Below are 25029 nucleotides of genomic sequence, written 5' to 3' on the forward strand. Positions count from 1 at the left end.
CCACCTGAGCCATGACAGTATCCATCCCTGCTCGCATATCCAGAGGTTGGGTAGAAAGCCAGATTTCATCGATACGGATCATGTTGCCAGCACCTTGAGTAATTCTGCCAAGGCAGGTATTTCTGATACTTGCCATTTCAAGCCAATTTCTGCTTTTGAGTGGGGTAAAGTAATTTGAACTTTTAACATGTCAGTAGGAGTAGGATCTAATGGTGCAGAGCAAGATAAGGCAATAAATGCAGGTTTATTCGGTAGTGGTGAGCGATCACTCCCTGGCTTAGCATCAATTAAGCGAATCCATTTGGATACAAGATTTGTATTCAATCCATGTTGCAAAGCGACTGAAGCAATTGAAACGTCCGGTGCTTTACAAGCCTGAACGATCTGCTGTTTAAATTCAGCACTGTATGTTCTTCGTTTTTTCGCAAGAGATGCGATGGATGTCTGATTATTTGTAGTCATAAATTTAAGTCCCCACTTGTTTCTAAGTGGGGACTAAATTAAGGCTTATAGGATGAATTCAGAAGGTGTGTTCAGCGGACGCTTACCAAGTGTTTAACTTTAAGTTACAACAAAAAAACAACCTGCATTTCTGCAGGTTGTTTTTTATGTCGTCAACGATGCGCTAAAACTTAGTTTTTATGACGCATGTGTGGGAATAAAATCACATCACGGATACTCGCAGCGTTGGCAAACAACATTACCAAACGGTCAATCCCGATGCCCTCACCTGCAGTTGGTGGTAAGCCGTATTCCAAAGCTTCAACAAAGTCTGCATCGTAATGCATCGCTTCATCATCGCCTGCGTCTTTTTCTGCAACCTGTGCTTGGAAACGCTCAGCTTGGTCAATCGGGTCATTTAATTCTGAGAAACCATTCGCCAATTCACGACCACCAATAAAGAACTCAAAACGGTCAGTAATGTGTGGGTTATCGTCATTACGACGTGCCAAAGGCGACGTTTCTGCAGGATATTCTGTAATGAAAGTCGGCTGACGTAATTGAGTTTCTACGGTTTCTTCAAACACGATGGTTTGTAGTTTGCCCAAACCAAAACCAGGCTTCACCTGTTCTTTCAATTCTTCCTGCACAAATTTAGCCAAGAAATCACGGTCATTAACATTTTCTGGCGTGAATTGTGGATTATGCTCAAGAATGGCATCAAACATAGAAATTTTCTTGAATGGGCCTTTGAAGCTATACACTTCATCACCATACGGCACATCGGTAGTACCCAAAATATCCAAAGCCAGTTTTTCTAGCATTTGCTCAGTCAATGCCATCAAATCTTTATAGTCGGCATAAGCTTGGTAGAATTCGATCATGGTAAATTCAGGGTTATGACGTGTAGACACCCCTTCATTACGGAAGTTACGGTTAATTTCAAACACACGTTCAAAACCGCCAACCACTAAACGCTTTAAATATAATTCAGGCGCAATACGCAAGAATAACGGCATATCTAAAGCATTATGATGCGTTTCAAATGGACGTGCCGATGCACCGCCAGGAATCACATGCATCATTGGCGTTTCAACTTCCATAAAACGCTGTTCAGTTAAAAATGCACGAATACCCGAAACCACTTTGGCACGAATTTCAAAGGTTTTACGGGTGTCTTCATTTACGATTAAGTCTAAATAACGCTTACGATATTTCGCTTCGGTATCGCTTAAACCATGATATTTGTCTGGTAATGGACGTAAAGATTTGGTCAACAATTCAAAATGTTGAATATGAACATATAAATCGCCTTTGCCTGAACGACCAATATAGCCTTTCACTGCGATAATATCGCCCAAATCTAGGCTCTTGATCGTCTCTAATGTTTCAGCACTAAGTTCTTTACGCGCCACATACAACTGAATACGACCTGTCATGTCTTGAATTACGATGAATGAACCGCGGTTCAACATCACACGACCTGCTACAGACACATACACTTTTTCGCCTGCTTCAATTTCTTCTTTAGAAACTTCTGCGAATTGTGCCTGCAAATCTTCTGCGTAGTTTTCACGCTTAAACGTATTTGGCCAAGGGCTAGTTCCCTTCGCCTGCGCTTGTTCTTGAATTTGCTTTAACTTGGCATGACGCTGCGCAATTAAATCGTTTTCGGAAATAGTGGGTTCAGAAGTCGATTGAGCGTTATGTTGCGTCATCTCTGCCTCGAATAATTACTAAAAAAAGAAGTTCAATAGAATAGCAGATTTAGACACGATTTCGTATGCCTTCTCTGACTCGAGCAATTTATTTTTTAAATTGCCACTTGCTTTTGTGATTTTTTGTAGACTTAGACCAAAAGCTAACTTCTTTCTCAGGCTAAGCGCACTACAATATTGTTCAGAAAATAGATGAAAAAGACCGTATTTTGCTGTTTTTAAACCTGCTGATGTATCAGTCTAAATATTTTATTTTCTATCCACTTTATCTTTAGGCTCAGTTTGACTCAAGATGTTTAACTTTGTGAATCTGACAATGAATACATGTGCTTTAAAAGTCTTGTTTTTACATGGATTAGATTCCTCGCGGGAGTCGACTAAATTCCATGCCATAGATGCAAAACAAAAATTTTGTATCAATGTCGATTATCGCAACTTAAATTATCAAACTGTTGCCGATTTTTATCACAATATCATTCAAAAAATTAAGCCTGAAATTTTGGTGGGACATAGTCTAGGCGGCTATTGGGCACTCAAAATGTCTTTGTCTCACCATATTCCGTGTGTGGTGGCAAATCCAAGTTTAGCTCCCACGTTTCGCAATGACTATCCTGCAATTTCAGATGATGACTTGCAGCACGATATTCCACAATTGGCTTATTTAGAATTGGGCGATGAAATTTTGGATATGCATGCCGCGCAAGCATTTTTAGAAAACTATATGCAGACCTCTACTTTTGAGTCTGGGCATCATCGCTTATTGCATCCAGAAAATATTAATTCTTGTATTCAGCAAATCGAACAAGCTTATCTTGCCAAATAAAGTCAAAGCTATCCATTAAAAATAATCAATTAAACATCACCCATTAAAAAAGCCTGATCACAACTATGGAGATCAGGCTTTTTTACAGCAGTTACAATAACTTAAAAGGATTAAGCCACTGCTTGTTCTGGTTTAGATTTATTGTCCAATACGGACCAAATATCTAAACCTAAATTTTTGTGTAAATCTGGTAAGTCTAGGAAAATGCTTGCACCTAAAACTTGATGATTACATTTTTCAGCCAATTGTTTCACTGCTTTTAAAGTGCCACCTGTCGCCAATACATCATCTACAATAATGACTTTTTGCGCTTGCACATCGGCAGCCATTTCTAAACGGTCTAAACCGTATTCTAAGCTATAACCCACACCCACAACTGGTGGTGGCAATTTACCTGCTTTACGCACAAGTACCAAACCTTTGCCTGTACGCTGTGCCAAAAGGCTCGCCAATACAAAACCACGTGCTTCTACTGCAATAAAGCTTTCAACTTCAGCTAATTTTTCTGCAGGAATGCTGGCAATTAAAGCATCTGTTAATGAATCCAAATTATTCATAAACAAAGGCGTTAAATCATAAAAATCTACGCCTGGTTTTGGAAAATGAGGAACTGTACGAATATGCGACCACAAAAAAGTAGACAAATTGCTCATGGAAGATCAGAAATGTGACTAAAGAATGGTTGAATTTTACCGTTTATTTTCACATAAGGCTAGTGATCGAATCGGCAAGACTGCCATCAATCACGCATCAAAACACTACAAGGTTTTGATTTATATAAACTTTAATATACTTAAAAAATACTTAAAAATATTAATATATATTTATTCCATAATAAAATAGCAAAAATATAAGACTTTTACTGTACGACCAAGGTCTTAAATGGCATTTAAACGCATAAAAACGTGATTTTTCCTGCAGCCATTCTCTCATTACAATGCCGTATCTATATCAAAAGAGGTCTTTTCTGCGCGGTTATGTCCCATGCAGCTATTCATTCTATAAAAGCACAGATTAAAATCGCTTATTTACTTTACTTTAGCCGTATAACTGCGTAAAAATTTAATCAAATAGATATATCATACAACTAGTCGTAGATAAGTTTTTTGCTGATCTGGAAATTTAAAGATCGGTTTATGGAGAATTGAATGAAAAAGTATCAATGCATCGTTTGTGGATGGATTTATGACGAAGCAGAAGGCTGGCCTCAAGATGGTATTGTGGCAGGTACATTATGGGAAGATATTCCTGATGACTGGACTTGCCCAGACTGCGGCGTTTCAAAAGCTGATTTTGAAATGATTGAAGTTTAAGACCACGAAAAGACCATGTCCGATGGTCTTTTTTTAACGCCAATTTCTATGCCCTCATTTGGAGTACACCTTATGCATCCTATCGTTATTATTGGTTCAGGCATGGCAGGTTATACTGTTGCACGCGAGTTTCGTAAGCTAAATGCAGAACAAGAGTTAGTCATGATTTGTGCAGATGATGCTGCCAATTATGCCAAACCAACTTTATCTAACGCATTGGCGGGCAATAAAGCCCCTGCTCAAATTGCATTGGGCGATGCAGCTAAAATGGCAAGCCAACTCAATATGCGTATTGAAACCCACACTTGGGTTAAAGCAATTGATGCAGAAGCGCATGTACTTGAATTAGAAAAAGAGGGTGTAAGCAGCCAACAACCTTATTCTAAATTGGTTTTGGCAGTGGGTGCGAATCCTGTACGTTTAGCCATTGCGGGCGATGGCAGTGATGACATTCATGTGGTAAATAATTTAAGTGATTACACCGCATTTCGCCAACAGCTTGAACAACGTCAAGACAAACGTGTGGTGATTTTAGGTGCAGGTTTAATTGGTTGTGAATTTGCCAATGACTTGCAGCAAACAGGACACCAAGTCACGGTGATTGACCTTGCACCACAACCACTAGGTCGTTTATTGCCGGATTATGTAGCCAGTGCTTTTAAACAAAACCTAGAAGAAACGGGTATCCATTTTGTATTGGGTACAACCGTTGAAAAAGTTTCGAAAATTAAAAATGACGACTATTTAGTGACCATTACCAGTAGTCAGTCTTTAATTGCCGATGTGGTACTGTCTGCCATTGGTTTACAACCAAACATTGCTTTGGCTAAAACAGCAGGCATCGAAACCAGTCGTGGGGTCTTAACCAATGCGCAACTTGAAACCAGCCAAGCTGATATCTATGCAGTAGGTGACTGTGCGGAAGTGAATGGTATTTTATTGCCGTATGTGATGCCAATCATGCAGCAAGCACGTGCCTTAGCCAAAACCTTAAATGGTGAAACTACTCAGGTACACTACCCTGCCATGCCTGTTGCAGTGAAAACACCTGCTGCACCACTGACCGTTTTACCTGCGCCACTAGGGGTAGATGTCAACTGGCATACCGAAGAATTTGACGATGGCATGATTGCCAGAGCCTATGACCAAACCGATACCTTACGTGGCTTTGTCCTATTAGGCGCAACAGCGGCCAAACAACGCTTGAGTTTGACCAAATTAGTGCCAGACTTATTGCCTGTATCGGAATAAAATAAAAACAATAAAGGGCGATTGATTTCGCCCTTGCCTGACATGAGGATCACAACATGAATAGTGCACTTCAGTTCACCACATCGCCCTATACGGCATTTATGCACGAAACCAAAGTCGATTTAGGCAACGGAATTCAGCTGCATGTCGAAGTGGGCGGCAAAACTGAAGATCCACCTATTTTGCTGATTATGGGTTTAGGCGCACAAATGTTGTACTGGCCCGATTTCTTTTGTAAATCACTGATTGATCAGGGCTATCGTGTCATTCGCTATGACAACCGCGATATTGGTTTGTCATCCAAAATTCGCCACAAAGGCCCGCGTCTGAACACCTATAAAATGATGGGACGTTTTAGCTTAGGTCTGCAAAACCACGGTGCACCTTATAACTTATTTGATATGGCGGATGATGCTGCATTGCTATTAGAGCGCTTAGGCATTGAAAAGACCGAAGTGATTGGTGCTTCTATGGGCGGCATGATTGCCCAAATTTTGGCTGCCAAATATGCAGATCGCGTGAATAATTTAGGCTTATTATTTACCAGTAATAACCAGCCTTTTTTACCACCACCATTTCCGAAACAACTGTTCAGTTTGCTAGAAAGACCAAAATCGCAAGATGAAAATGGCATTGTTGATCATAGTTTAAAACTCTTTAAGGTGATAGGCTCACCAGGCTATGTGAATCAACTCGAAGCGATGCAAACTGCACGCAAATTATATCAGCGAAGTTATTACCCTGCGGGTGTACTTCAACAGTTTTTAGCAATATTATGTACAGGCTCGTTGCTACAACTGGACAAACAAATTCAGCAACCTACCCTTGTGGTACATGGTTCGCAAGATCGTTTGCTCCCACCAGGGCATGGTAAGGCTGTTGCGAAAGCGATTCCGGGCGCTAAGTTTGAATTAATCAAAGGAATGGGGCATGATATTCCTCCACACTTTATTCCTCATCTTAGCGAACTGTTTGCTCACCACTTTAAATCATAATCATTAGGACACTATGGCTGCATTACCATCTTTAAGACAGCTGTCATACCTCGTTACACTGTCTGAAACGTTACATTTTACAGAAGCGGCTCGCCGTTCTTTTGTAACTCAGTCGACTTTGTCTGGCGGGATCATGGAACTGGAGCGCCTGCTTGGCGGCGTACTGGTAGAACGTGATCGACAGAATGTACGTTTAACCCCATTGGGTGAACAAGTCGTAGCACGCGCCCGTGTTCTGTTAGCAGATGCACAGGACTTAATGCGTTTAAGCCGTGAAATGAGTGAGCCTCTCACAGGTGATTTACACTTAGGCGTGATTCCAACCATTGCCCCATTTATTTTGGCGCAACTGTTAGATGAAGTGCATAAGCAGCTACCTAAAATTCAATTGCATTTACACGAAGCGCAAAGTGAAAAAATTGTCGAAAAACTGGAACACGGCAATTTAGATATGGTGGTGTTAGCCCTGCCATTCGATACGCGTGGTTTGAAAGTGGCTGAAATTTCTAAAGAAGATTTGTTCTTGGTTTATCACAAGGGCGATCAAAAATCGGCGCAGGCCAATTCTTTAGATGATTTGGATTTATCGCGTTTAATGCTGCTTGAAGAAGGTCATTGCTTACGTGATCACACTTTAAGTGCTTGCCCGATTGGTGAACGCAAAAACGATCATCGTTTAAAAGCCAGCTCTTTGCCGACCTTGGTTGAAATGGTGTCTGCAAATTTAGGCTTTACCCTATTGCCTGAAATTGCAATTCATAATGCCATGATCAAATCGAATCCAGATTTACAGATCAAAAGTATTGAGGCTGCACCAAGCCGTACTTTGGCTTTAGTGACGCGTAAAAGCACGCCATTACAAAGTGAATTTGACGTTTTGCTGCAGATTTTACAGAAAATCACTCAAAACGCAGTCTAAATTTAGACACACGATCCAACATTTCATTAAGGAGCCAACATGGCTCCTTTTTTATTTTTCGTTCAAAAATGCGTATTGTTTTTGCAGTTCACTATGATTTAAGTGACTTATAAATATGAATAAGTTTTAAAATGTGAGATTCATCACAAATTCAACAATTCACTCTTACAACTGAACGAAAGAACGGTATCGAGTTACATTACTCACGTTTTCAACACATTTCAAAAAAAATATTCAGCAACAATTACTTATATTTACCATTTTTATATAAAAATCACTATATTTAAGGATATTCAGTTACAGCAATATCACGCACAATCTATTTATCAAAATTATTTATAGAACAGCACAGGAGTATTTGTCATGATTCACAGAGATCTCATTTTACCTGTGCCTGTTCTGCTGATTGATGATCAGGTAGAAGCATCACAAAATTTAAGCCACATTTTACAAAATTTTGGCTACCCTAAAGAGGTTCTACTTTGCAGCCCATCGCTCGCAAATGCAGTGCTGATGGTGCAGCAACATTTGCCTAATTTGGTATTTATCAATTTACAGTCTTGGTCAAAAGCTCAAATTGATTTTATCCAAAATCTCAAACTTTTCCGTAAAGATACCTTAATTGTGGCGGTGCTGCCTTCAAGTATGCCAAAACAATTGCTACAAGCTATTCATTTAGGCATTTCAGCCTATGTCTTTAGCGACCAATCTGCAACAGGCATGCAAAACCAGATTCGCACCATTTTACGTGGCGGCTCACCGCTAGACAGCAACTTAGCCAATGAAATCTTAGCCTGCGAACAATCCATTGTCGCACATGGTCATTCTTTGGCACTCTCTAAAACTGAACATGAAATATTGGCGCTTTCAGGACAAGGTTTACCTTCACAACAAGTTGCTGCCAACCTGAATGCTTCAGAACAACTGGTGCATGGTTATGTGAAAAGTATTTATCGCAAAATTATGAATGCGGATGATGCGATGTGCTGTTTTTCTTAAATTATTGATCAATAAATATCAATCAAAAATATAAGTCTTAAATAAATATTAGAAACAAAAAAAGAGCGATGTCTGGCATCGCTCTTTTTACCTGTTATAAATGTTTGAAACTAAACAATACTATCGGTCAGTATACGCTGCGCATTGTGTGGCTCTTCACCCTCAGCTGCTTTTACACGCACCCAAGTTCCATCACCCTGCAACAACCACGCCTGTTGATTGTCTTGCATGTAGGTCAATAAACCTTGCTCATAAATACGCTTTTTCAAGGCAGGATCTTCAATTGGGAAACACGCTTCAACACGGTTAAATAAGTTACGATCCATCCAGTCAGCACTTGAACAATAAATACGTGGATTGCCATTATTAGAGAAATAATAGACACGGGTATGTTCAAGGAAACGTCCGACAATCGAACGCACACGGATATTTTCCGATAAGCCCGGCAAACCTGGGCGCAAGCAGCAAATTGAACGGATGATGAGATCAATTTGCACACCCGCCTGAGACGCCTCGTACAATTTATTGATCAATTGCATTTCAGTCAGTGCATTCACTTTCACAATAATTTGTGCGGGCTTACCTGCTTTAGCATTGGCAATTTCTTCATCAATATAATTCACCAACTGTGCGTGCAGGGTAAATGGTGCATGCAACAACTTTTTCAGTTTTGCCATTTTACCCATGCCTGTTAGCTCTTGGAAAATACGATGCACATCTTCACACAGCTCTTTGTCTGTGGTCAGTAAACCATAGTCGGTATAAATACGCGCATTGCCTGCGTGGTAGTTACCTGTGCCTAAATGTACATAACGCACCAATTTATTATTTTCACGGCGCACCACCAAAATCATTTTGGCGTGGGTTTTATACCCCACAATACCGTACACAACCACAGCGCCCGCTTCTTGCAACACGTTAGCCACAGCAATGTTAGATTCTTCATCAAAACGTGCACGCAGTTCAATCACCGCAGTCACTTCTTTACCGTTTCGTGCAGCCTCTGCAAGCACTTGTACAATTTCAGAATCTGCGCCACTACGATATAAAGTTTGTTTGATTGCCAAGACTTGTGGATCACGTGCAGCTTCACGCAGCAAGTTAATCACGGGTGCAAAAGATTCAAACGGATGGTGTAATAAAATGTCTTGCTTTTGCATCGCTGAAAAAATATTTTCAGACTTTTTTAACACCTTTGGAATGGCGGGTGTATGTGAATCATAACGTAAATGTGGACGTTTAAAATTAGACAATAAACGCGCCAAGTTCACTGGGCCATCTACTTTATAAAGTTGTTCTTCTTCAAGATCGAACTCATCTAGCAAATAATCATAAATGGCTTTCGGGCAGTTGTGCGTTACTTCTAAACGTACCGCACGACCAAAACGGCGTGAGTTTAATTCGCCTTTTAGGGCTTTGGCCAAGTCTTCTACATCTTCATTTAAGGCCAAATCTGCATTACGGGTCACACGGAATTGATAGCATCCAGTCGCAGTCATGCCCGGGAATAAGTCAGACACATGCTCATGAATAATTGCTGAAAGCATGACGTGGTGCTCTTTACCGCCTGTAAGTTCATCGGGCAAACGCACTACACGTGGTAATGAACGTGGTGCAGGAACAACCGCCAAATCAATTTGACGACCAAAAGCATCTTTCCCTTCTAAAGTCACAATAAAATTCAGACTTTTATTGACCAAACGTGGAAATGGATGTGCAGGGTCTAGGCTAATTGGGGTTAATACAGGGGCAACTTGCTCTTGGAAATATTTTTTCACCCATGCCGATTGTGCAGGGGTTAATTCACCACGACGTAAGAAACAAATGTCTTCTTCACGTAATTTTGGCAAAATTTCCTGATTTAAAATACGGTACTGGCGTTCAATAGCAGCATGTGCTGTTTTAGAAATTTGATCTAACACCTGCTTAGGGGTTAAACCATCTGGACTACGGCTTTCATTGCCCAAGTCCAATTGTTCCATCATGCCCGCAACACGAATTTCAAAAAACTCATCCAAGTTACGTGAAAAAATCAGCAGGAAGTTCATGCGTTCCAACAAAGGATGCAACGGATCGACAGCTTGCTCAAGCACGCGCAAATGGAAATCTAAAATAGACAGTTCGCGGTTAATGTAGCGATCATTATATGTATATTCTGTTTGCGCAGGAGTCGCGCCTGTTGCCGTATTCATACCCACCTATGCTTTTTTAAAATGTTTGGCACTGCTACAAGTATGCTTCAATTTTGTGACATTTTCATAAAAAAAGCCTAAAAAATTAGGCTTTGTGGATATTTTCACATTTTATAGTTTGTTTTCGCTCAATTTAGGGAATTTCCGCATAACGCATATAGCGCTGCACCATCTGTTTACGGGCTTTTAATGCCCCCGCATTACGATGTTCCTGAAAATATTTTGGATTGGTTAAAATCGCAGCCAAGAAAATTGCTTGATCACGGCTTAAACTTTTTGCACTTTTGCCAAAATAATGCTGTGCCGCAGCTTCGGCACCATAAATATTATCGCCAAATTCTACCGAGTTGAGATAGACCTCTAAAATACGCTGCTTTGACCACATGCGTTCCATCATCCATGTCGCCACAACTTCTTGCCCTTTACGCAAAAAAGATCGCTTATTGTATAAAAACAAATTCTTGGCGAGCTGCTGAGAAATTGTGGAACCACCTGCAACAACCTTGCCTTCATCTTTGTTCCGTTCCAGCGCAGTTTGAATACCTTCCCAGTCAAAGCCATGATGTTGCATAAATTTGCCATCTTCGGCAGTCACCACAGCTCGCTTTAAATTATCACTGAGTTGGTCATAGTCGCGCCATTGATGTTGTATAGGCTTACTCGGTTCAGCCCAATAATCCAAACGCATCATCATGGTCGATTGCACAGGCTGCGTACGCCACCACACCAAGCTGCTAAAAATCCATAATTGAACCAAAAGCACCACACTGACAAGAATTAACAAAGTTCGTATAAAAAAAGCTTTCATCTTGGTGCATGGCTCCTGAAGCGTTATTTTTTCGTGTTAAGCTTAGATTGATCACTACGACACAATATTCAAATATATGTCCCAACATCCCCCAAACCTGCGCAACAATAAAGTTGAAATTCACCTGTGGTGGATTACCGCAGCCCTGATTGCAATAAACGTGGCTTTGTTTGCATGGCAAGTGCTCAACGGCATGAACATTAGCAATCCAAGCCCGCAAGATGCAATACGCTGGGGTGCTGATTATGCACCTTTAACCTTTTTGGCGGAACCCATTCGCCTGTTCAGCAGTATGTTTTTTCATTTTGGTTTAGTACATTTAATGTTAAACATGTGGGCGTTGTATATTTTTGGCAGCGTCAGCGAACAGTTATTTGGGCGTGCCTATTTCGTAGTTTTATATCTCTGCGCAGGGCTGATGGGTAGTCTGCTCAGTGGCTATGTCAGTATTCAAGACAGTTACACCCTGCTTGAACAAGGTGTTGCCAATCCTAAACTTTTACCTAGCGTAGGTGCAGGTGCTTCTGGTGCAGTCATGGGTCTTGGAGCAGCACTCACTATATTCGCTTTACTGCCAAAATTACCACGGCAAAAGTTTTTGCTAGATCGTAAAACTTTGGTCATCGTGATGGCACTGAACTTAGGCATGGGCTTTATGATTAGCGGCATTAACAATGCTGCCCATATTGGTGGCATGCTCATGGGCGCAGCCATGGCATTGCTTTGGTACATTGGGCAACGTACTCAGCAGAATACATTCTTTACCGTATTGGGGATGTTGATTGCCTTAGTGGCTTGTGCTGTCTTTTATTGGTATTGCCAACAATTGATTGACCCGGTTCAACCACTTTGGCAAGAGTTGCTCAGCATGATGCAGCGCAGCTTAGGTTCAACATAAGCAACATTGCAATCTGAACTGGCAAATAAGAGATGAATCAGGACTGATTCATCTCCCTCAAACTTTGCAGTGGTGGAATATCGCATAAATAACTTAAACGATAGCGTCCAATCACAGCACAAAGCACAGTCATAAATACAGGTAAAATTAGCCAGATTTCCCAGTGCGGTTGTAGCATTAAATCCATACGGTAACTGGCAACAGCACTAATCACTTCGGCAAATAAACACGCTACAATTCCCGCAATAAAGCCCATAAAGCCAATTTCCAGACTCAGCATACGTTTCAGTTTTTGTTTAGAACTACCAAAAGAACGTAGCAAAGCAACTTCGCGTTTGCGTTCATCCATGAGTAAATTTAAGCAAGCCACCAAAACCAACAGCCCCGACACACTCACCAAAATTGCTAAAATCGTGATGATCTGTACCAACACATTCACAATACGTTTGATTTCATCCAAAATTAAACTGACATCAATAAATACTGTATTGGCAAACTGCTGAATCAATTGAATCAGTTTAGGCTTATCGGCCTCGGGTACATAAAAGCTGCCCAAATAACTACCTGCATTTTCATCCATGGTATGGGGTGAAAAAATAAAGAAAAAGTTAGGGCTAAAACTTTCCCATTCCACCGTGCGCAGATTAATGACTTTGGCTTGTAGGATACCTTCAGGCAAATTAAAACTGAGCTGATCACCAATTTGAATACCAAGTTCTGCGGCAGTATTGGCCTCGACCGACACCTGTCCGACAGCACTGAAATCTGCCTGCCCGTTCACAATGATATTGTCGGCAGGATAGCTGTCTGATTGGGTCAAGTTCAGTTCACGTCTTAAGGTATTACTCTGCTGAATTAATGCTTCGGCAAAAGGTTGATCATTTTTGGCGACCAAACGCCCACGTACATTCGGATACAGTGGTGTCCTGTGCCATTGATGCTGCTCTAATTGTTGTTTTAGCTCAGGCATATCAAAAGGTGGTAAACCGTAAACAAACTGATTTGGAGTACCTTCAGGTAACTGTTGCTGCCAGCGATCTAGCAGGTCGGTACGCAACACTGCAAGTACCGTAATTAAACTTAATCCTAAAGCCAATGCAGTAATTTGAAATGCCGTGACAGCAGGCGCACGAATATACGCTGCGAGTCTGCCTTTAGAATGACGCAATAATTTTAATAAACTCCACACCACTCCATACAGCAATACGCACAGCGCAATAATCGCACCAATCACCCATGTACTAAGCACTAAACTTTCGGTCAAGACCACACAAAATACGATTAGACTTAGCGTCCCTGTAAGCAACATCCACCACCAAGCGCGCATGCTTTTGTCTTGTTGGCGAATCACGCGAATCGGTGCGGTATTCAGCAATTGCAATAAATTAGGCAGCACAAAACCCAACAACACCACAGCACTGGTGAGCATGGCGATTGGCAATGGCCCAAGCAACATTGCCATGGCTGAAAATTGAATTTCCAGGTGCGGAATCAGTTGCAGCATGATTTGCAACAAAGCATAGCCCAACGTCACGCCCAAAATACTGCCAATGCCCATAGCGATAATTAAGACCAAAGCAAGCAAAGCCAAATAAGCGGCTAAAATTTGTCGTTTACTTGCACCAATACAACGTAATAAGGCGATATGATCCTGATTTTGTTGCACATAGCGCTGACTGGTCAAACCAATCGCAATCCCACACAATAAAATGGTCAGGATATTCGCTAACTGTAAAAAGGTATCTAAATTGGCAATGGGGCGCATTAAGCGAGTATTGCCTTCACTGGCATTGCGTAGTCTTAAACTACTTTGTTCTTCAAAGTTTTGTTTAGGGCTGGCCGTTTGCTGTGCCTGTGCAGGCTGTTGTGTATGTGTTTTAAAATACTGCTCAAAATTTTGTGTATCTTTGGCGCTGCCTGCCAACAACAAACGGTAATCTATGCGGCTACCCACTTGAATCGCGTGGGTACGTGCCACATCGGCCTGTGAAATAATTACTGTCGGCGAAAAACCTGAAAAACCGAGTTCCTGATTAGAATCATGTTCAATTTTGGCAGTCACGGTAAATGCTGCATCGGCAATATTTACTGTTTCACCCAGTTTAACGTGAAGTAAATCCATAGCACGTTGGCTTAGCCAAATTTCGCCAGACTGAATCTTGTCCGCTGCAGGACTGACCCGTAATTCACCGCGTAACGGAAAATTGTGCTCAATCGCTTTGACATTCACCATCACAAATTGTGCTTGAGTATGTGCCATCGAACTAAATACAGTCACATGCGACTGTTGTAACTGATGTGCAGTCGCCTGATCCTGCCAGTCTTGTGCAATGGGTTCATTGTCGCTCAGGACTAAATCACCCGCCAACATTTCTGCCGCTTGCAACGCTACAGCATTTTGAATTTGCTCATTGCTAAACTTTAAGGCTGTGGTCGCGCTAATCGCTAAAGTCAGCGCAATAATCAGTAAATAGACACCACTGCTTTTAAAACTCTGCTTTAACAGTTGATGAAATAATGCGTTCATTTCATCCTCCTGTTATGGCAGCGGTTGGCTTAGCTGCAAATTGCTCAACCAATTGCCCATCAATTAAAGCGTAATGGCGCTGACATTGTGCCGCCAGTTTCGGGTCATGCGTGACCAACACCAAAGTTGTGCCCAACTCACGGTTCAATTCAAATAACAATTGCTCAATTTCAGTTGCAGTTTCACCATCCAAGTTTCCTGTCGGTTCATCGGCAAAAATAATTTTAGGTTCACGAATTAAAGCGCGTGCAATGGCGACACGTTGTTGCTCGCCTCCCGAAAGCACTTTCGGCGTTTGCTGTGCTTGTCGTTCTAAACCCACACGTTTCAGCAAGTTGAGGGCTTTTTGTTCTGCCTCTGCATATTTAAATTTTTCCTGCAAACGTAGTGGCAACATCACATTTTCCAGTGCCGTCAAATGCGGCAATAACTGAAATGACTGGAACACAAAACCAATATGCTTTAAACGAACTTCTGCACGTTGTTCTTCGTTTAATTCTGCAATTGACTCACCACATACCACCAATTTTCCACTGCTGGCCTGATCTAATGTTGCCAAAATACCCAATAAGGTCGATTTTCCTGAACCCGAACGACCTGTAATGGCCACTTGTTCACCTTCCTGAATATCGAAGTTTAAATTCTCAAAAATGGTCAATTGTTTTTGTGCAAGTTGTATCTTTTGTGTCAAATTTTGGGCAGAAATAATCGTTTGTGGCATGATATTAGATTCTTTAGTGTTTTGAGTCATACGTTTCCCATTATGCAAAATCGCAATCTAACTAGTCGTGTCTTCCCGCGTGTGTTGCTGCTCGGACTATGTTTCAGCCCATTCGTGGTATCTGCAAAAACCATTATGATTGTAGGTGACAGCTTAAGTGCAGGTTACGGCATACAACCACAACAAGGTTGGGTTCACTTATTGCAAAAACGTTTAGAACAACAGTATCCGAAACAGCATAAAGTGGTCAATGCAAGTGTCAGTGGCGAAACCACCAGTGGTGCTTTGGCGCGTCTGCCTAAATTGCTGCAGACCCATCGTCCAGACGTTGTAGTCATTGAGTTAGGCGGAAATGATGGCTTGCGTGGACAACCGCCACAAATGATTCAAAAAAATTTAGCGAACTTAATTCAGCATAGCCAAAAAGCCAAAGCGAAAGTGGTGATTTTTGGGATGAAAATGCCGCCAAATTACGGCTCGGCGTATAGCAAAGCATTTGAAAATAACTATAAAGTGGTGAGTCAGCAATATAAAGTCAAATTACTGCCATTTTTTATGGAAGGTATTGCGGGCAATAAGCAATTGATGCAAAAAGATTTAATTCATCCAAATGCCAAAGCTCAGCCTATTTTGCTAAATAATGCTTATCCATATATCAAAGGCGCTTTATAAAGCGCCTTTGAGGAAAATCTAATTGCTGTGCGGTTCGGATTAAAAATCAAAAAAAACCACTTCACCTGTTTCCAGTGAATATTCTGCACCGACTACTTTCAACTGACCTTGTTCAATCAGGTTTTCTAAAACTGCTGAACCATGACGCAATTGATTTACCGATGCAAATACATTGGAACGTACTGCATGCTTAGACAATTTCGCCAAATCATTTTTCAGTTCAGTCTGCATTAAGGTTTCAACTGAAGGGCGAACACGGTTCACAATCGACATTAAATTTGCCGATGGTGGACAGTCTGGGCACATTAAAGTATCAATTGTCGCTTGAATTGCACCACAGTGACTGTGTCCTAAGACAACAACCACAGCACAGTCATAACGCTCTGCCGCAAATTCAACACTACCTACCTGTGATGGCGCAACCACGTTGCCCGCAACACGAATTACAAAAAGATCACCCAATCCTTGGTCAAATACCATTTCTGCAGGAACACGTGAATCTGAACATCCTAAAATAATGGCAAATGGATTTTGGTCTTCTGCCATTTCTGCACGCTGTTGGTGCGACAATTGCTTCGGATGTCTGGTATCACCAGAAACAAAACGTTGGTTTCCTTGTTTAAGACGTTCTAAAGCTTCTTGAGCTGTTAGCATTCTTGATTTACCACCGATCTTTGAAGTTGCGATATTCTAAAGCCAGTTTTTATGAATGTCACTTGCAAAAAAATATGCAGCTGCGCTTTTCTTTATTCATTTTTGTTATAAATTTTTTCACTTTTTATTGAGATAGGTCACATTTTCTACCAATTTCAAAGCTTTGATCAAAAAAGCAAGGGATGACTTTCATTTTTAAACGCCTACAATAGACAGAATACACTTGTGCAATTAGACCTAAGAGCTAGTGCCTATCATTATTGGAGCCTGTTTTGGGTTCGTCAGGGGAAGACGTTTTCATGATGAAATTTATTCGATCACGTTATCTACATACGACTTTATTGGCTTTGGGACTAAGTACATCTTGCCTTGTGCAAAGCGCTGCGCCCAATCCATATACCTTCACAAAAAACAATAACGCCAGTAACAGCAACGCAACTGAACTTAAACTATTACAAAATCATTTTCAGCAACAGCGCAAACAAGCAGGACTAAGCTCTAAAAGCATTCGTGTTGGAGATGTCGTCTGGAGCTATAACGAAGGTGGCTCGCACAGCAAACCCACAATTTTATTGATTCATGGTTTGGCAGGCACACGTGATAATTGGAACCGTGTCGCGCAATTTTTAACCCCACATTATCATGTGATTATTCCAGATTTACCCAATAGCGGTGACACCAAAACTCCAAGCAATTTTGATAATTCAGTTCCGAATGTAACTTCACAACTGCGTCAATTTATTGAAGCAATTGACTGTGAAGAAAACTTACACGTGGCAGGACATTCTTTAGGCGGCTCAATTGCAACCGTGTATGCCTCGCAATATCCTTTTGATACGCAAAGTTTATTTTTACTCAATAGTGCAGGCATTTATAAACTTGCCAATACGCCTTACACCAAAAATCCATTATCTTTAAATGACTTAATTGTGAGCAAGCATGGGGATTTAGCCGATGTTGCCAGACAGGTCATGCAAAACCCGCCTGCGATGTCATCACAAATTCAACATGCGCAAGAAGAAGTGTTGATTTCTCGCTCAGCGCAAACCCGCAAAGCAATTGAGCAAATTGTCAAACTCAACCGTATTTATACCCCAGACTCTTTTGCCCGTTTAACGGCATCAATCGAAGCACCCACCCTAATTTTGTGGGGCAAGCAAGATCGCATCATTAATGTTGAAGTGGCCAAAGAATTACAATCATTATTAAAACGTGCGGAAACACCTGTTATTTTGAATAATGTCGGACACATGCCTTTACTGGAAGCAGAAAAACAAGTAGCACAATATTATTTGCCGTTTCTGTCTAAAACACAGAACCTAAAAAACCCACTTGCTGATAAACTGATTCCTTTAAATTAATTATTATATCAACCATCATGCAAAAACATTCGATGATTGAGCAACTGATTGATGCTCACCTAGATTTTTTGGATCAGGAATTTGCTCAAGCCGAAACTGTGCAAATGGAATTTGTGCAATTTTACCAATGGTTCCGCAAACAAACATTACAGGACTTATGGCGCTCGGAAGCAATTTACGCACTTATTCAACAACAAATTTTAAATACCCCAGCTAGCTCATTTTTAATTGAACAAATTGTAGAGCATATCCGCTTTGCCTTGGTACACCCTGCGAATGACAACAGCAAAATTTCCGATGTCATCCCAGTTTTGACCATAGATAAAATTGCCCAATACGTTGCCAGTAAAAGTGGGCATCGCCAACGCCTAATTAAAACTGTGGTAAATAATCCTGCCTTTGCCGCTATGATCACCCAACTCATTCAACACTCAATTCAGGACTATTTGGATAACTCTGTGATAGCCAAAAATGTTCCAGGTGTTTCGCGCTTTATGAAAATGGGTAAATCAGTTTTAGAAAGTGTGACCGATACCAATTTGGATCATGCTATTCAGCATTATTTGCAAAAAAATGTGCAAAAACTGACGCAAATGAGTGAGTCAGTTCTGAATCAGCATTTTGATGATGAAAAGCTGTATCATTTTCAGGCAAATTTATGGCATAAAATTAAAGATTTACCACTTTCGACCTTAAAAAATTATATCGAGATTCAAGACCTACCCCAAACCGTGAATCTTGGTCATGAAATCTGGGATCATTTACGTCAAAGTGACTATTTGAAACAGCAAGTGCATGATGGGGTTTATGCGTGGTATGTACGCAATCAGGCGCGCCCTTTTGACTTGTTATTGCACGACTTAAACATTGATGAAGCGCTAGTCCAACAACAATTACAACAACTGTTAAATCCAGTCATTCAAAAAATGATCGCTGAAGGCTATTTAAAGCAACGTGCGCGCCATTATTTAGAGAAATTTTATTATTCTGAAAAAACACAACAAATTTTAAATCTACAAACGAATGAATAGGGTCTGTTGACAATTTCAGATAAAAAATAACCTCCTAAAATTTAGGAGGTTATTTTTAAGCGAGGCTTAGAGCTTATTTAAAATAAGCACCTTCAGATTGACTGTGGTCAGTCTGATCCACCACACGCATTAATTCTGGTACATGCTGCTTCAAAGTAGTTTCAACACCTTGCTTTAAAGTCACATCAATTGCTGAACAGCCTTGGCAACCGCCACCAAATTTCAACACTGCTGTTAAACCATGTTCTTCATCTTCCACAACTTCTACCAAAGCACAATTACCGCCATGCCCTGCTAAGCCCGGGTTAATTTCAGACTGTAAAACATAAGTAATACGTTCTTCGACCGAAGCATCTGGGCCAACACGTGGCACTTTTGAATTCGGTGCACGGAACGTCAACTGACCACCAAAACGGTCTTTGTTGTAATCAATCACAGCATCCAATAAATATGGAATAGACGGTGTGTCAATAAATGCAGGAAAGTCTGGGTATTCCTGTTTGTAATCTGTTGGTACAACTTCATCAGGTGCACTATAAGCCATGCAACATTCAGCACGCGGTGTACCAGGATTTTCCACAAAAACACGTACACCAATACCCGGTGTGTTTTGCTTTGCCAATAAATCCTTCAAATACTCTTGAGCAGTTGGCGTAATCAATAAGTTTGGAATTTCATCTACAACTGCTGTGCTGCTGTTCTCAGTCGACATAACAATAATTTCCTCAAGCTGAAGTGGCTATTTTAACTGAAGATGCGGGGTAATAAAAAAAAATCAACCAAAATTGTCGGATTTATTCACAAAGTTCGACTCAAACTTGGTTTTGATGCATTATTACAGCAGAATTCAATTAAAAGAATAGGCGTTTATGCTCGATTTACCCATTAATCATACCGTAACCCTGATCATCATTACGGTCATTGTCTCGTTGCTGGCATTTTCCAAACAAGAATTGATGAACCGACTGATCTTTTGGCCACCTGCCATGCAACGTGGGCAATATGACCGCTTTATCACGCATGGCTTTGTGCATGCCGATGGTACGCATTTACTGTTCAATATGATCACGCTGTTTTTCTTCGGGAGCATTATTGAAAGCTTTTATCGTCAATATTTGTATGATCTAGGCTTTGTGCTGTTCTATTTAGGTGGCTTAATTGCGGCAATTATTCCAAGTTATTTAAAACACAAAAATGACCATCGCTGGGCCAGTTTAGGTGCTTCAGGAGCGGTATCTGCTGTGCTATTTGCCTATATTTTATTTGAGCCATGGAAGTTGATTTTTGTATTCTTCATTCCAGTTCCTGCTATTATTTTTGCAGTGCTGTACGTGGCGTATAGCATTTGGTCAGGCAAACGAGGCAATTCTAATATTAACCACAGTGCGCATTTATGGGGCGCAGCTTATGGTGTAGTTGTCACTATTTTAATTGAGCCTCGCATCTTGCCACATTTCTTAAATAAATTAGCTCAATTGCCTTTCTAGCCACCTCACATCGCAGCATACAGCGGCTCTGTGTATATGCATTGAGTCGCTTTCTAAGCAAAATGCTCAACGAACTGAGTAAAACAATCCGATCATTCTTTGCACAATAATACTGATAAGCAATAACACGCTGTAACCCAGCCTCAGCCTATACTGAATACACATAAAATAAAAAAGGAGTGTGGCATGAAAAAAATTGCACTTCCGAGCAGCATATTACTCAGTTTAAGTTTAGGCGCCTGTGCGGTACATACCCCTGAAGGGAGTATTGTGGTCGATCCAGATCGGAGCGTTTATCCGAAAGGCTATTCTCCGCACCGCCATCCACATGCAAATGGTGACTTCTGTCCACCTGGCCAGGCGAAAAAAGGACGCTGTTAATTTGCTGAAGCAATCTGCTATTTCTTCCAAAACTACTACTTTTCCAAAAGTTCTTCGCTAAAAACCTTCGTCTCCACGAAGGTTTTTTGTGCAAATTTTACTTTAGAATTCATACAATTTTGGTAGTTTATGCCACCCAAACTCGCAATTTGGCATAGATAATGTATACATCTGTATATTAATTTCAATTTAGTTTGCGAGTTTTTGCATGTCCACTTCTTACGATGGCCTACAGTTCCCAATTCATCCTGAAAATCACAAACCCAGTACATCAGGCACTGGTAAGCAAATTATTGCCGAAGCATTAGCCACGGTAGATCATGAAAGTTCAAACAAAGCTTTGGCTGAAAAAAACTGGCGTAAACACTACCCGCAATATTTTAAAGCTTTGGTCGAGCATGGTATTCGTAGCCAGCACAACCCTATTCAAATTGCAGAAGATGGTTTAAGAAAAGCACATCAAAGTTTTGAGTTTTATCGTCATGGCCAAAAACATGTGCTGAAAGATGCCATGCAACTGCCTACTGAAAATTTGCATACCTTTAAATTACAAGGGACTAGTCAGGCTGAGCCTGAATGGTATGTGCCTTATCATGGGCAGAAATTACAAGGTCAAGCCTTGTTGGATCAAATTGCAGCGTGGTTGGCTGCAGGGATTATTGAACCAAGTCATGCTGCTGCGTTAAATGCAGCTGTGGCGCATCCCGAATGGTTTGATTTGTCAGACCGTAATACGGTGCTATTTGGTGCAGCTTCTGAAGCTGGCCCACTGACATGGTTAGCCAAATGGAAAGCCAATATCATTGCGGTCGATTTACCCAATAGCCGTGTATGGAACAAAATTTTAACCACGGTTCAGCAAGGTAATGCCACCTTGTATGCACCTAGTTCCGAGCCATTGCCAACAGATAGTCCGTTGAATATTTTACAGGAAAAACTGGGGGCAAACTTACTAACCCAAACTCCAGAAATTGCACAATGGTTAGCGCAAAAATCTGAAACACTCGATCTTGCTGCGATTGCTTATTTAGATGGTGAAAAACACGTGCGTGTTGCCATGGCAATGGATGCTATAATGCAATACGTCAGTGCACAAAAGCCTGATACCAGCCTGATGTTTATGTGCACCCCAACCGATGTCTATGCTGTGCCTGAAGAAGTGGTTAGCGCATCGGCAGAGAAGTTTAAGCAACGCTCTCAAGGGCAAAAGCTACTAACCAAAAGTATTTCCACTATTTCACGCAGTCATTTCTTCCAAAAAAATCTGCACAATTTAATTGCTTCAGACAACGGGCAGCATTATGGCATTGCAGACTGCTTAGTGGTTGAACAAGGCCCAAACTATGCCTTAGCTAAACGCATCCAACAATGGCGCGCAATCTTATCCCGTCATAACGGTCAGCGTGTCAGCATCAATATTGCACCTTCAACCACCACACATTCAGTCACCAAAAATCCATTGCTGAAAGCTGCATTTAGCGGTGCTAGTTTGTTTGATGTAGAAGCGTTTAGCCCTGAAACCACCAATGCCATTATGGCAGCCTTATGGATTCATGACTTGCGTAATCCGGATTCAGCGGCTAACCCTGCTGTGCAACTTGAGCATCCTCTTCAATTGATGATGGAAGGTGCTAACCACGGTGGATTGTGGCGTGTGGCATATTTAGCCCGCACTGCACTGCCTTTTGCTGCGCTATATGGTTTTGCTGCAGATAAATTACCGCTAGACAAAGTCATCGCTAAGTTTAAAAAGTAAAGCAGAGACCTCACTTTAAAAGCTTGCTTGCAGATATTTCATTTAATTGATCTGTAAGCACAAAAAAAGCGCTGTATCGTTACAGCGCTTTTTTAACACTCAAATGTTTGATATTAGTTAAACACTTTTAGGAATAACCAGAACAAGCTACCCGATAAACAAATTGTTGCAGGTAGTGTGAAAATCCATGCAGAAAGAATCGTGCGAACCATCTGGAAATTCAGACCTGATTTATTTGCAACCATCGTACCTGCCACCGCACTGTTCAGTACGTGTGTAGTCGAAACTGGCATCCCTAAACCATCTGCAGCAGCAATCGTTGACATGGCCACAAGCTCGGCAGACATACCCTGACCATAAGTCATATGCTGCTTACCAATACGTTCGCCAACGGTCACCACAATACGTTTCCAGCCAACCATCGTACCCAAGCCTAGTGCTAAAGCAACGGCAACTTTGACCCAAGTTGGAATGTATTGTAAGAACGAATCTAAATGGCTACGGTAGCTTTTAACCACTTTTTTCTGTTCTTCCGACATTTCAGGCAAGGCATTGGCTTTGTCTAAACGCTTGAATGAAGTCGTGCTTAAATACATATCATTACGCATTTCTGCCACTTCAGCTTCAGGTACGTCTTTTAAGTTGCCATATTGACCCACTCGCTCACCCAAATGATCTGTTAAGCTTGCCAAAGCAGGTACGACTTCAGGAGTAATTTCTTTGGTCTGAATATAACTAGTAATAATCTGACGCGCTTTCTCATCTGGCATATCTGTATGTTGTGGATAAATCACATCAGCCGTTTGCGTAGAAAGCTGCTGGAACGATTGGATGTGGTTTTGGCCTAACTCTTTGTTTAACGAATACGCCAACGGCACAATCCCGATCAAAATCAACATGATTAAACCCATGCCTTTTTGACCATCATTTGAACCATGCGCAAAACTTACCCCAGTACAGGTAAAAATGAGAATGGCACGAATCAGGGGTGGTGGTGGTTTATTGCCTTCAGGTGGCTGGAATAACTCCATTTGTTTCTTGAAGATTTTTTTCACCAAGAGGAACAAAATCGCAGCAAAGGCAAAACCAATTAATGGCGAGAACAATAAAGCCTTACCGACTTTCATGACTTGTTCCATGTCTACGCCACTAGCGCCTGCACCAGAGTTAAGCAAGTAGTTCATAATCCCCACACCTAAAATCGAACCGATTAAAGTGTGTGAACTTGACGCAGGAATACCAAAGAACCACGTTCCTAAGTTCCAGACAATTGCGGCAATCAACATGGCAAACACCATGGCAAAACCTGCACCTGAACCGACATTCATAATCAGTTCGACTGGAAGCAAAGCAATAATACCGTAGGCAACTGCACCACTGGCGACCATCACCCCAAGGAAGTTACAGAAACCCGCCCACATTACTGCCACAGGTGCAGACAAGGCATTGGTATAAATGACCGTTGCCACAGCGTTGGCTGTGTCGTGGAAACCATTCACAAATTCAAAGCCTAAGGCAATGAATAAAGCAGTTGCCAATAAAATCACCGAGTACATGCTCAAGGCAGGTACGTGGGATAAGTCCGCAGACAATTGGAAACCAATATAAATAAGGGTAGAAACGATGATCGTTAAAAACACCGGCATAAAAAATTTCGGTGTAGGCACATGAACATTGGTCGATTTAGTGGTCGACTTGTGCGCTGAATCTACAGGAGTTGGTTTAGAATTCATGCAAGCAGAAAAGAGGATTTAAAATCCCCTTATTGTTCAATTAAATTGTGACAATTATATGACAAAGAGCTGCTATATAAAGCAACTTTCATACTTTATTTTCACACTTTAAGCTGTGTTTTAGGTGCATAAAAATAAAATAAATATTTAAATTTAAACACTTAGAATAAATAAACCTACTTTCCTTATGCCATTCTCTCAAATTTAGATTTATTACACGGTTGTCATATTTGTCTAAAAGTTCAGACAAATTTCAGATTGAGCCAATTTTGCCTGAGCAATATGACAAATCCATGACGATTCAATACGAAATCTAAATTGGAATGCGATTCATCAACACTTTTATTCA

23 protein-coding genes are annotated in these 25029 nt (G+C 41.1%); 13 read left to right on the forward strand and 10 right to left on the reverse strand.

The annotated features are described in order from the left end of the window. Positions 1–78 precede the first annotated feature (78 nt). Complete coding sequence (locus tag HYG89_RS03795; protein WP_002114018.1) at positions 79–462, reverse strand: transposase; 384 nt, start codon at positions 460–462, stop codon at positions 79–81. 170 nt (positions 463–632) lie between these two features. Further along, entirely contained in the window at positions 633–2159 is a 1527-nt protein-coding gene (gene lysS, locus HYG89_RS03800) for a lysine--tRNA ligase (RefSeq protein ID WP_096900968.1), read from the reverse strand. 316 nt (positions 2160–2475) lie between these two features. On the opposite strand from lysS, the gene HYG89_RS03805 reads away from it, so the two are divergent. Beyond that, positions 2476–2982 (forward strand): YqiA/YcfP family alpha/beta fold hydrolase, encoded by a 507-nt coding sequence (locus HYG89_RS03805; RefSeq protein WP_026438299.1) that lies wholly within the window; start codon positions 2476–2478, stop codon positions 2980–2982. Between the two features lie 110 nt (positions 2983–3092). On the opposite strand, the gene HYG89_RS03810 is transcribed toward HYG89_RS03805, so the two are convergent. Further along, positions 3093–3635 (reverse strand): adenine phosphoribosyltransferase, encoded by a 543-nt coding sequence (locus HYG89_RS03810; RefSeq protein WP_004972003.1) that lies wholly within the window; start codon positions 3633–3635, stop codon positions 3093–3095. Between the two features lie 495 nt (positions 3636–4130). Between HYG89_RS03810 and rubA the strand changes: the two genes are divergently transcribed. From rubA to HYG89_RS03835, 5 genes are all read left to right on the forward strand, one after another. Beyond that, positions 4131–4295 carry a rubredoxin RubA gene (gene rubA / locus HYG89_RS03815; protein WP_004972007.1) on the forward strand — a complete coding sequence of 55 codons (165 nt, stop codon included), beginning with the start codon at positions 4131–4133 and terminating at the stop codon, positions 4293–4295. Positions 4296–4367: 72 nt separating this feature from the next. Further along, a complete protein-coding gene (locus tag HYG89_RS03820; protein WP_178866122.1) occupies positions 4368–5546 on the forward strand; it encodes an FAD-dependent oxidoreductase in 1179 nt (392 codons plus the stop codon). A 56-nt stretch (positions 5547–5602) separates the two neighbouring features. Next, complete coding sequence (locus tag HYG89_RS03825) at positions 5603–6541, forward strand: alpha/beta fold hydrolase (RefSeq protein WP_154320942.1); 939 nt, start codon at positions 5603–5605, stop codon at positions 6539–6541. A 13-nt stretch (positions 6542–6554) separates the two neighbouring features. After that, positions 6555–7460: a LysR family transcriptional regulator OxyR gene (gene oxyR / locus HYG89_RS03830; RefSeq protein WP_096900971.1), complete on the forward strand. Its 906-nt coding sequence runs from the start codon at positions 6555–6557 to the stop codon at positions 7458–7460. Positions 7461–7823: 363 nt separating this feature from the next. Further along, positions 7824–8459, forward strand: coding sequence for a LuxR C-terminal-related transcriptional regulator (locus tag HYG89_RS03835; RefSeq protein ID WP_178866124.1), 636 nt, complete (start codon positions 7824–7826; stop codon positions 8457–8459). 110 nt (positions 8460–8569) lie between these two features. On the opposite strand, the gene ppk1 is transcribed toward HYG89_RS03835, so the two are convergent. Both ppk1 and mtgA read right to left on the reverse strand, forming a co-directional pair. Next, complete coding sequence (gene ppk1 / locus HYG89_RS03840) at positions 8570–10651, reverse strand: polyphosphate kinase 1 (protein ID WP_096900973.1); 2082 nt, start codon at positions 10649–10651, stop codon at positions 8570–8572. A gap of 133 nt (positions 10652–10784) precedes the next feature. Next, positions 10785–11459: a monofunctional biosynthetic peptidoglycan transglycosylase gene (gene mtgA, locus HYG89_RS03845; protein WP_004972019.1), complete on the reverse strand. Its 675-nt coding sequence runs from the start codon at positions 11457–11459 to the stop codon at positions 10785–10787. A gap of 76 nt (positions 11460–11535) precedes the next feature. Here mtgA and HYG89_RS03850 point away from each other — a divergent pair, with 76 nt between their 5' ends. Then, a complete protein-coding gene (locus HYG89_RS03850) occupies positions 11536–12357 on the forward strand; it encodes a rhomboid family intramembrane serine protease (RefSeq protein WP_178866126.1) in 822 nt (273 codons plus the stop codon). Between the two features lie 37 nt (positions 12358–12394). Here HYG89_RS03850 and HYG89_RS03855 read toward each other — a convergent pair whose 3' ends face one another. Both HYG89_RS03855 and HYG89_RS03860 read right to left on the reverse strand, forming a co-directional pair. Then, a complete protein-coding gene (locus HYG89_RS03855; protein WP_178866128.1) occupies positions 12395–14884 on the reverse strand; it encodes an ABC transporter permease in 2490 nt (829 codons plus the stop codon). 1 nt (position 14885) lies between these two features. Then, positions 14886–15635 carry an ABC transporter ATP-binding protein gene (locus HYG89_RS03860; RefSeq protein ID WP_004972026.1) on the reverse strand — a complete coding sequence of 250 codons (750 nt, stop codon included), beginning with the start codon at positions 15633–15635 and terminating at the stop codon, positions 14886–14888. A gap of 12 nt (positions 15636–15647) precedes the next feature. Here HYG89_RS03860 and HYG89_RS03865 point away from each other — a divergent pair, with 12 nt between their 5' ends. Continuing rightward, positions 15648–16277, forward strand: a complete 630-nt coding sequence (locus HYG89_RS03865) for an arylesterase (protein WP_004972029.1) — start codon at positions 15648–15650, stop codon at positions 16275–16277. Positions 16278–16316: 39 nt separating this feature from the next. On the opposite strand, the gene HYG89_RS03870 is transcribed toward HYG89_RS03865, so the two are convergent. Then, positions 16317–16931 (reverse strand): carbonic anhydrase, encoded by a 615-nt coding sequence (locus HYG89_RS03870; RefSeq protein WP_004972031.1) that lies wholly within the window; start codon positions 16929–16931, stop codon positions 16317–16319. 299 nt (positions 16932–17230) lie between these two features. On the opposite strand from HYG89_RS03870, the gene HYG89_RS03875 reads away from it, so the two are divergent. Beyond that, positions 17231–18292, forward strand: a complete 1062-nt coding sequence (locus HYG89_RS03875) for an alpha/beta fold hydrolase (protein WP_178866130.1) — start codon at positions 17231–17233, stop codon at positions 18290–18292. 17 nt (positions 18293–18309) lie between these two features. After that, positions 18310–19323, forward strand: coding sequence for a hypothetical protein (locus HYG89_RS03880; protein WP_178866132.1), 1014 nt, complete (start codon positions 18310–18312; stop codon positions 19321–19323). A 73-nt stretch (positions 19324–19396) separates the two neighbouring features. On the opposite strand, the gene nfuA is transcribed toward HYG89_RS03880, so the two are convergent. Continuing rightward, positions 19397–20035, reverse strand: a complete 639-nt coding sequence (gene nfuA, locus HYG89_RS03885; protein ID WP_096900978.1) for a Fe-S biogenesis protein NfuA — start codon at positions 20033–20035, stop codon at positions 19397–19399. Between the two features lie 157 nt (positions 20036–20192). Here nfuA and HYG89_RS03890 point away from each other — a divergent pair, with 157 nt between their 5' ends. The 3 genes from HYG89_RS03890 (at position 20193) to HYG89_RS03900 (ending at position 22947) form a co-directional block, all read left to right on the forward strand. Beyond that, complete coding sequence (locus HYG89_RS03890; protein WP_136144417.1) at positions 20193–20810, forward strand: rhomboid family intramembrane serine protease; 618 nt, start codon at positions 20193–20195, stop codon at positions 20808–20810. Positions 20811–20996: 186 nt separating this feature from the next. Beyond that, positions 20997–21191: a hypothetical protein gene (locus HYG89_RS03895; RefSeq protein ID WP_178866134.1), complete on the forward strand. Its 195-nt coding sequence runs from the start codon at positions 20997–20999 to the stop codon at positions 21189–21191. A gap of 208 nt (positions 21192–21399) precedes the next feature. Next, the gene (locus tag HYG89_RS03900) at positions 21400–22947 is read left to right on the forward strand and encodes a hypothetical protein (protein WP_178866136.1); all 1548 of its coding nucleotides are present in this window, start codon (positions 21400–21402) and stop codon (positions 22945–22947) included. Between the two features lie 113 nt (positions 22948–23060). Here the strand turns inward: HYG89_RS03900 and HYG89_RS03905 are convergent, their stop codons facing one another. Then, the gene (locus HYG89_RS03905) at positions 23061–24680 is read right to left on the reverse strand and encodes an inorganic phosphate transporter (protein WP_178866138.1); all 1620 of its coding nucleotides are present in this window, start codon (positions 24678–24680) and stop codon (positions 23061–23063) included. Between the last annotated feature and the right edge of the window lie 349 nt (positions 24681–25029).

It is taken from the genome of Acinetobacter sp. SwsAc5 (assembly GCF_013391485.1).
GTDB classification, from domain to species: Bacteria; Pseudomonadota; Gammaproteobacteria; order Pseudomonadales; family Moraxellaceae; genus Acinetobacter; species Acinetobacter towneri.

Bases quoted from the DNA above. Each gene is read 5' to 3' on its own strand.
- HYG89_RS03795 (WP_002114018.1), bottom strand. From the start codon at position 462: ATGACTACAAATAATCAGACATCCATCGCATCTCTTGCGAAAAAACGA.
- lysS (WP_096900968.1), bottom strand. From the start codon at position 2,159: ATGACGCAACATAACGCTCAATCGACTTCTGAACCCACTATTTCCGAA.
- HYG89_RS03805 (WP_026438299.1), top strand. From the start codon at position 2,476: ATGAATACATGTGCTTTAAAAGTCTTGTTTTTACATGGATTAGATTCC.
- HYG89_RS03810 (WP_004972003.1), bottom strand. From the start codon at position 3,635: ATGAGCAATTTGTCTACTTTTTTGTGGTCGCATATTCGTACAGTTCCT.
- rubA (WP_004972007.1), top strand. From the start codon at position 4,131: ATGAAAAAGTATCAATGCATCGTTTGTGGATGGATTTATGACGAAGCA.
- HYG89_RS03820 (WP_178866122.1), top strand. From the start codon at position 4,368: ATGCATCCTATCGTTATTATTGGTTCAGGCATGGCAGGTTATACTGTT.
- HYG89_RS03825 (WP_154320942.1), top strand. From the start codon at position 5,603: ATGAATAGTGCACTTCAGTTCACCACATCGCCCTATACGGCATTTATG.
- oxyR (WP_096900971.1), top strand. From the start codon at position 6,555: ATGGCTGCATTACCATCTTTAAGACAGCTGTCATACCTCGTTACACTG.
- HYG89_RS03835 (WP_178866124.1), top strand. From the start codon at position 7,824: ATGATTCACAGAGATCTCATTTTACCTGTGCCTGTTCTGCTGATTGAT.
- ppk1 (WP_096900973.1), bottom strand. From the start codon at position 10,651: ATGAATACGGCAACAGGCGCGACTCCTGCGCAAACAGAATATACATAT.
- mtgA (WP_004972019.1), bottom strand. From the start codon at position 11,459: ATGAAAGCTTTTTTTATACGAACTTTGTTAATTCTTGTCAGTGTGGTG.
- HYG89_RS03850 (WP_178866126.1), top strand. From the start codon at position 11,536: ATGTCCCAACATCCCCCAAACCTGCGCAACAATAAAGTTGAAATTCAC.
- HYG89_RS03855 (WP_178866128.1), bottom strand. From the start codon at position 14,884: ATGAACGCATTATTTCATCAACTGTTAAAGCAGAGTTTTAAAAGCAGT.
- HYG89_RS03860 (WP_004972026.1), bottom strand. From the start codon at position 15,635: ATGACTCAAAACACTAAAGAATCTAATATCATGCCACAAACGATTATT.
- HYG89_RS03865 (WP_004972029.1), top strand. From the start codon at position 15,648: ATGCAAAATCGCAATCTAACTAGTCGTGTCTTCCCGCGTGTGTTGCTG.
- HYG89_RS03870 (WP_004972031.1), bottom strand. From the start codon at position 16,931: ATGCTAACAGCTCAAGAAGCTTTAGAACGTCTTAAACAAGGAAACCAA.
- HYG89_RS03875 (WP_178866130.1), top strand. From the start codon at position 17,231: ATGATGAAATTTATTCGATCACGTTATCTACATACGACTTTATTGGCT.
- HYG89_RS03880 (WP_178866132.1), top strand. From the start codon at position 18,310: ATGCAAAAACATTCGATGATTGAGCAACTGATTGATGCTCACCTAGAT.
- nfuA (WP_096900978.1), bottom strand. From the start codon at position 20,035: ATGTCGACTGAGAACAGCAGCACAGCAGTTGTAGATGAAATTCCAAAC.
- HYG89_RS03890 (WP_136144417.1), top strand. From the start codon at position 20,193: ATGCTCGATTTACCCATTAATCATACCGTAACCCTGATCATCATTACG.
- HYG89_RS03895 (WP_178866134.1), top strand. From the start codon at position 20,997: ATGAAAAAAATTGCACTTCCGAGCAGCATATTACTCAGTTTAAGTTTA.
- HYG89_RS03900 (WP_178866136.1), top strand. From the start codon at position 21,400: ATGTCCACTTCTTACGATGGCCTACAGTTCCCAATTCATCCTGAAAAT.
- HYG89_RS03905 (WP_178866138.1), bottom strand. From the start codon at position 24,680: ATGAATTCTAAACCAACTCCTGTAGATTCAGCGCACAAGTCGACCACT.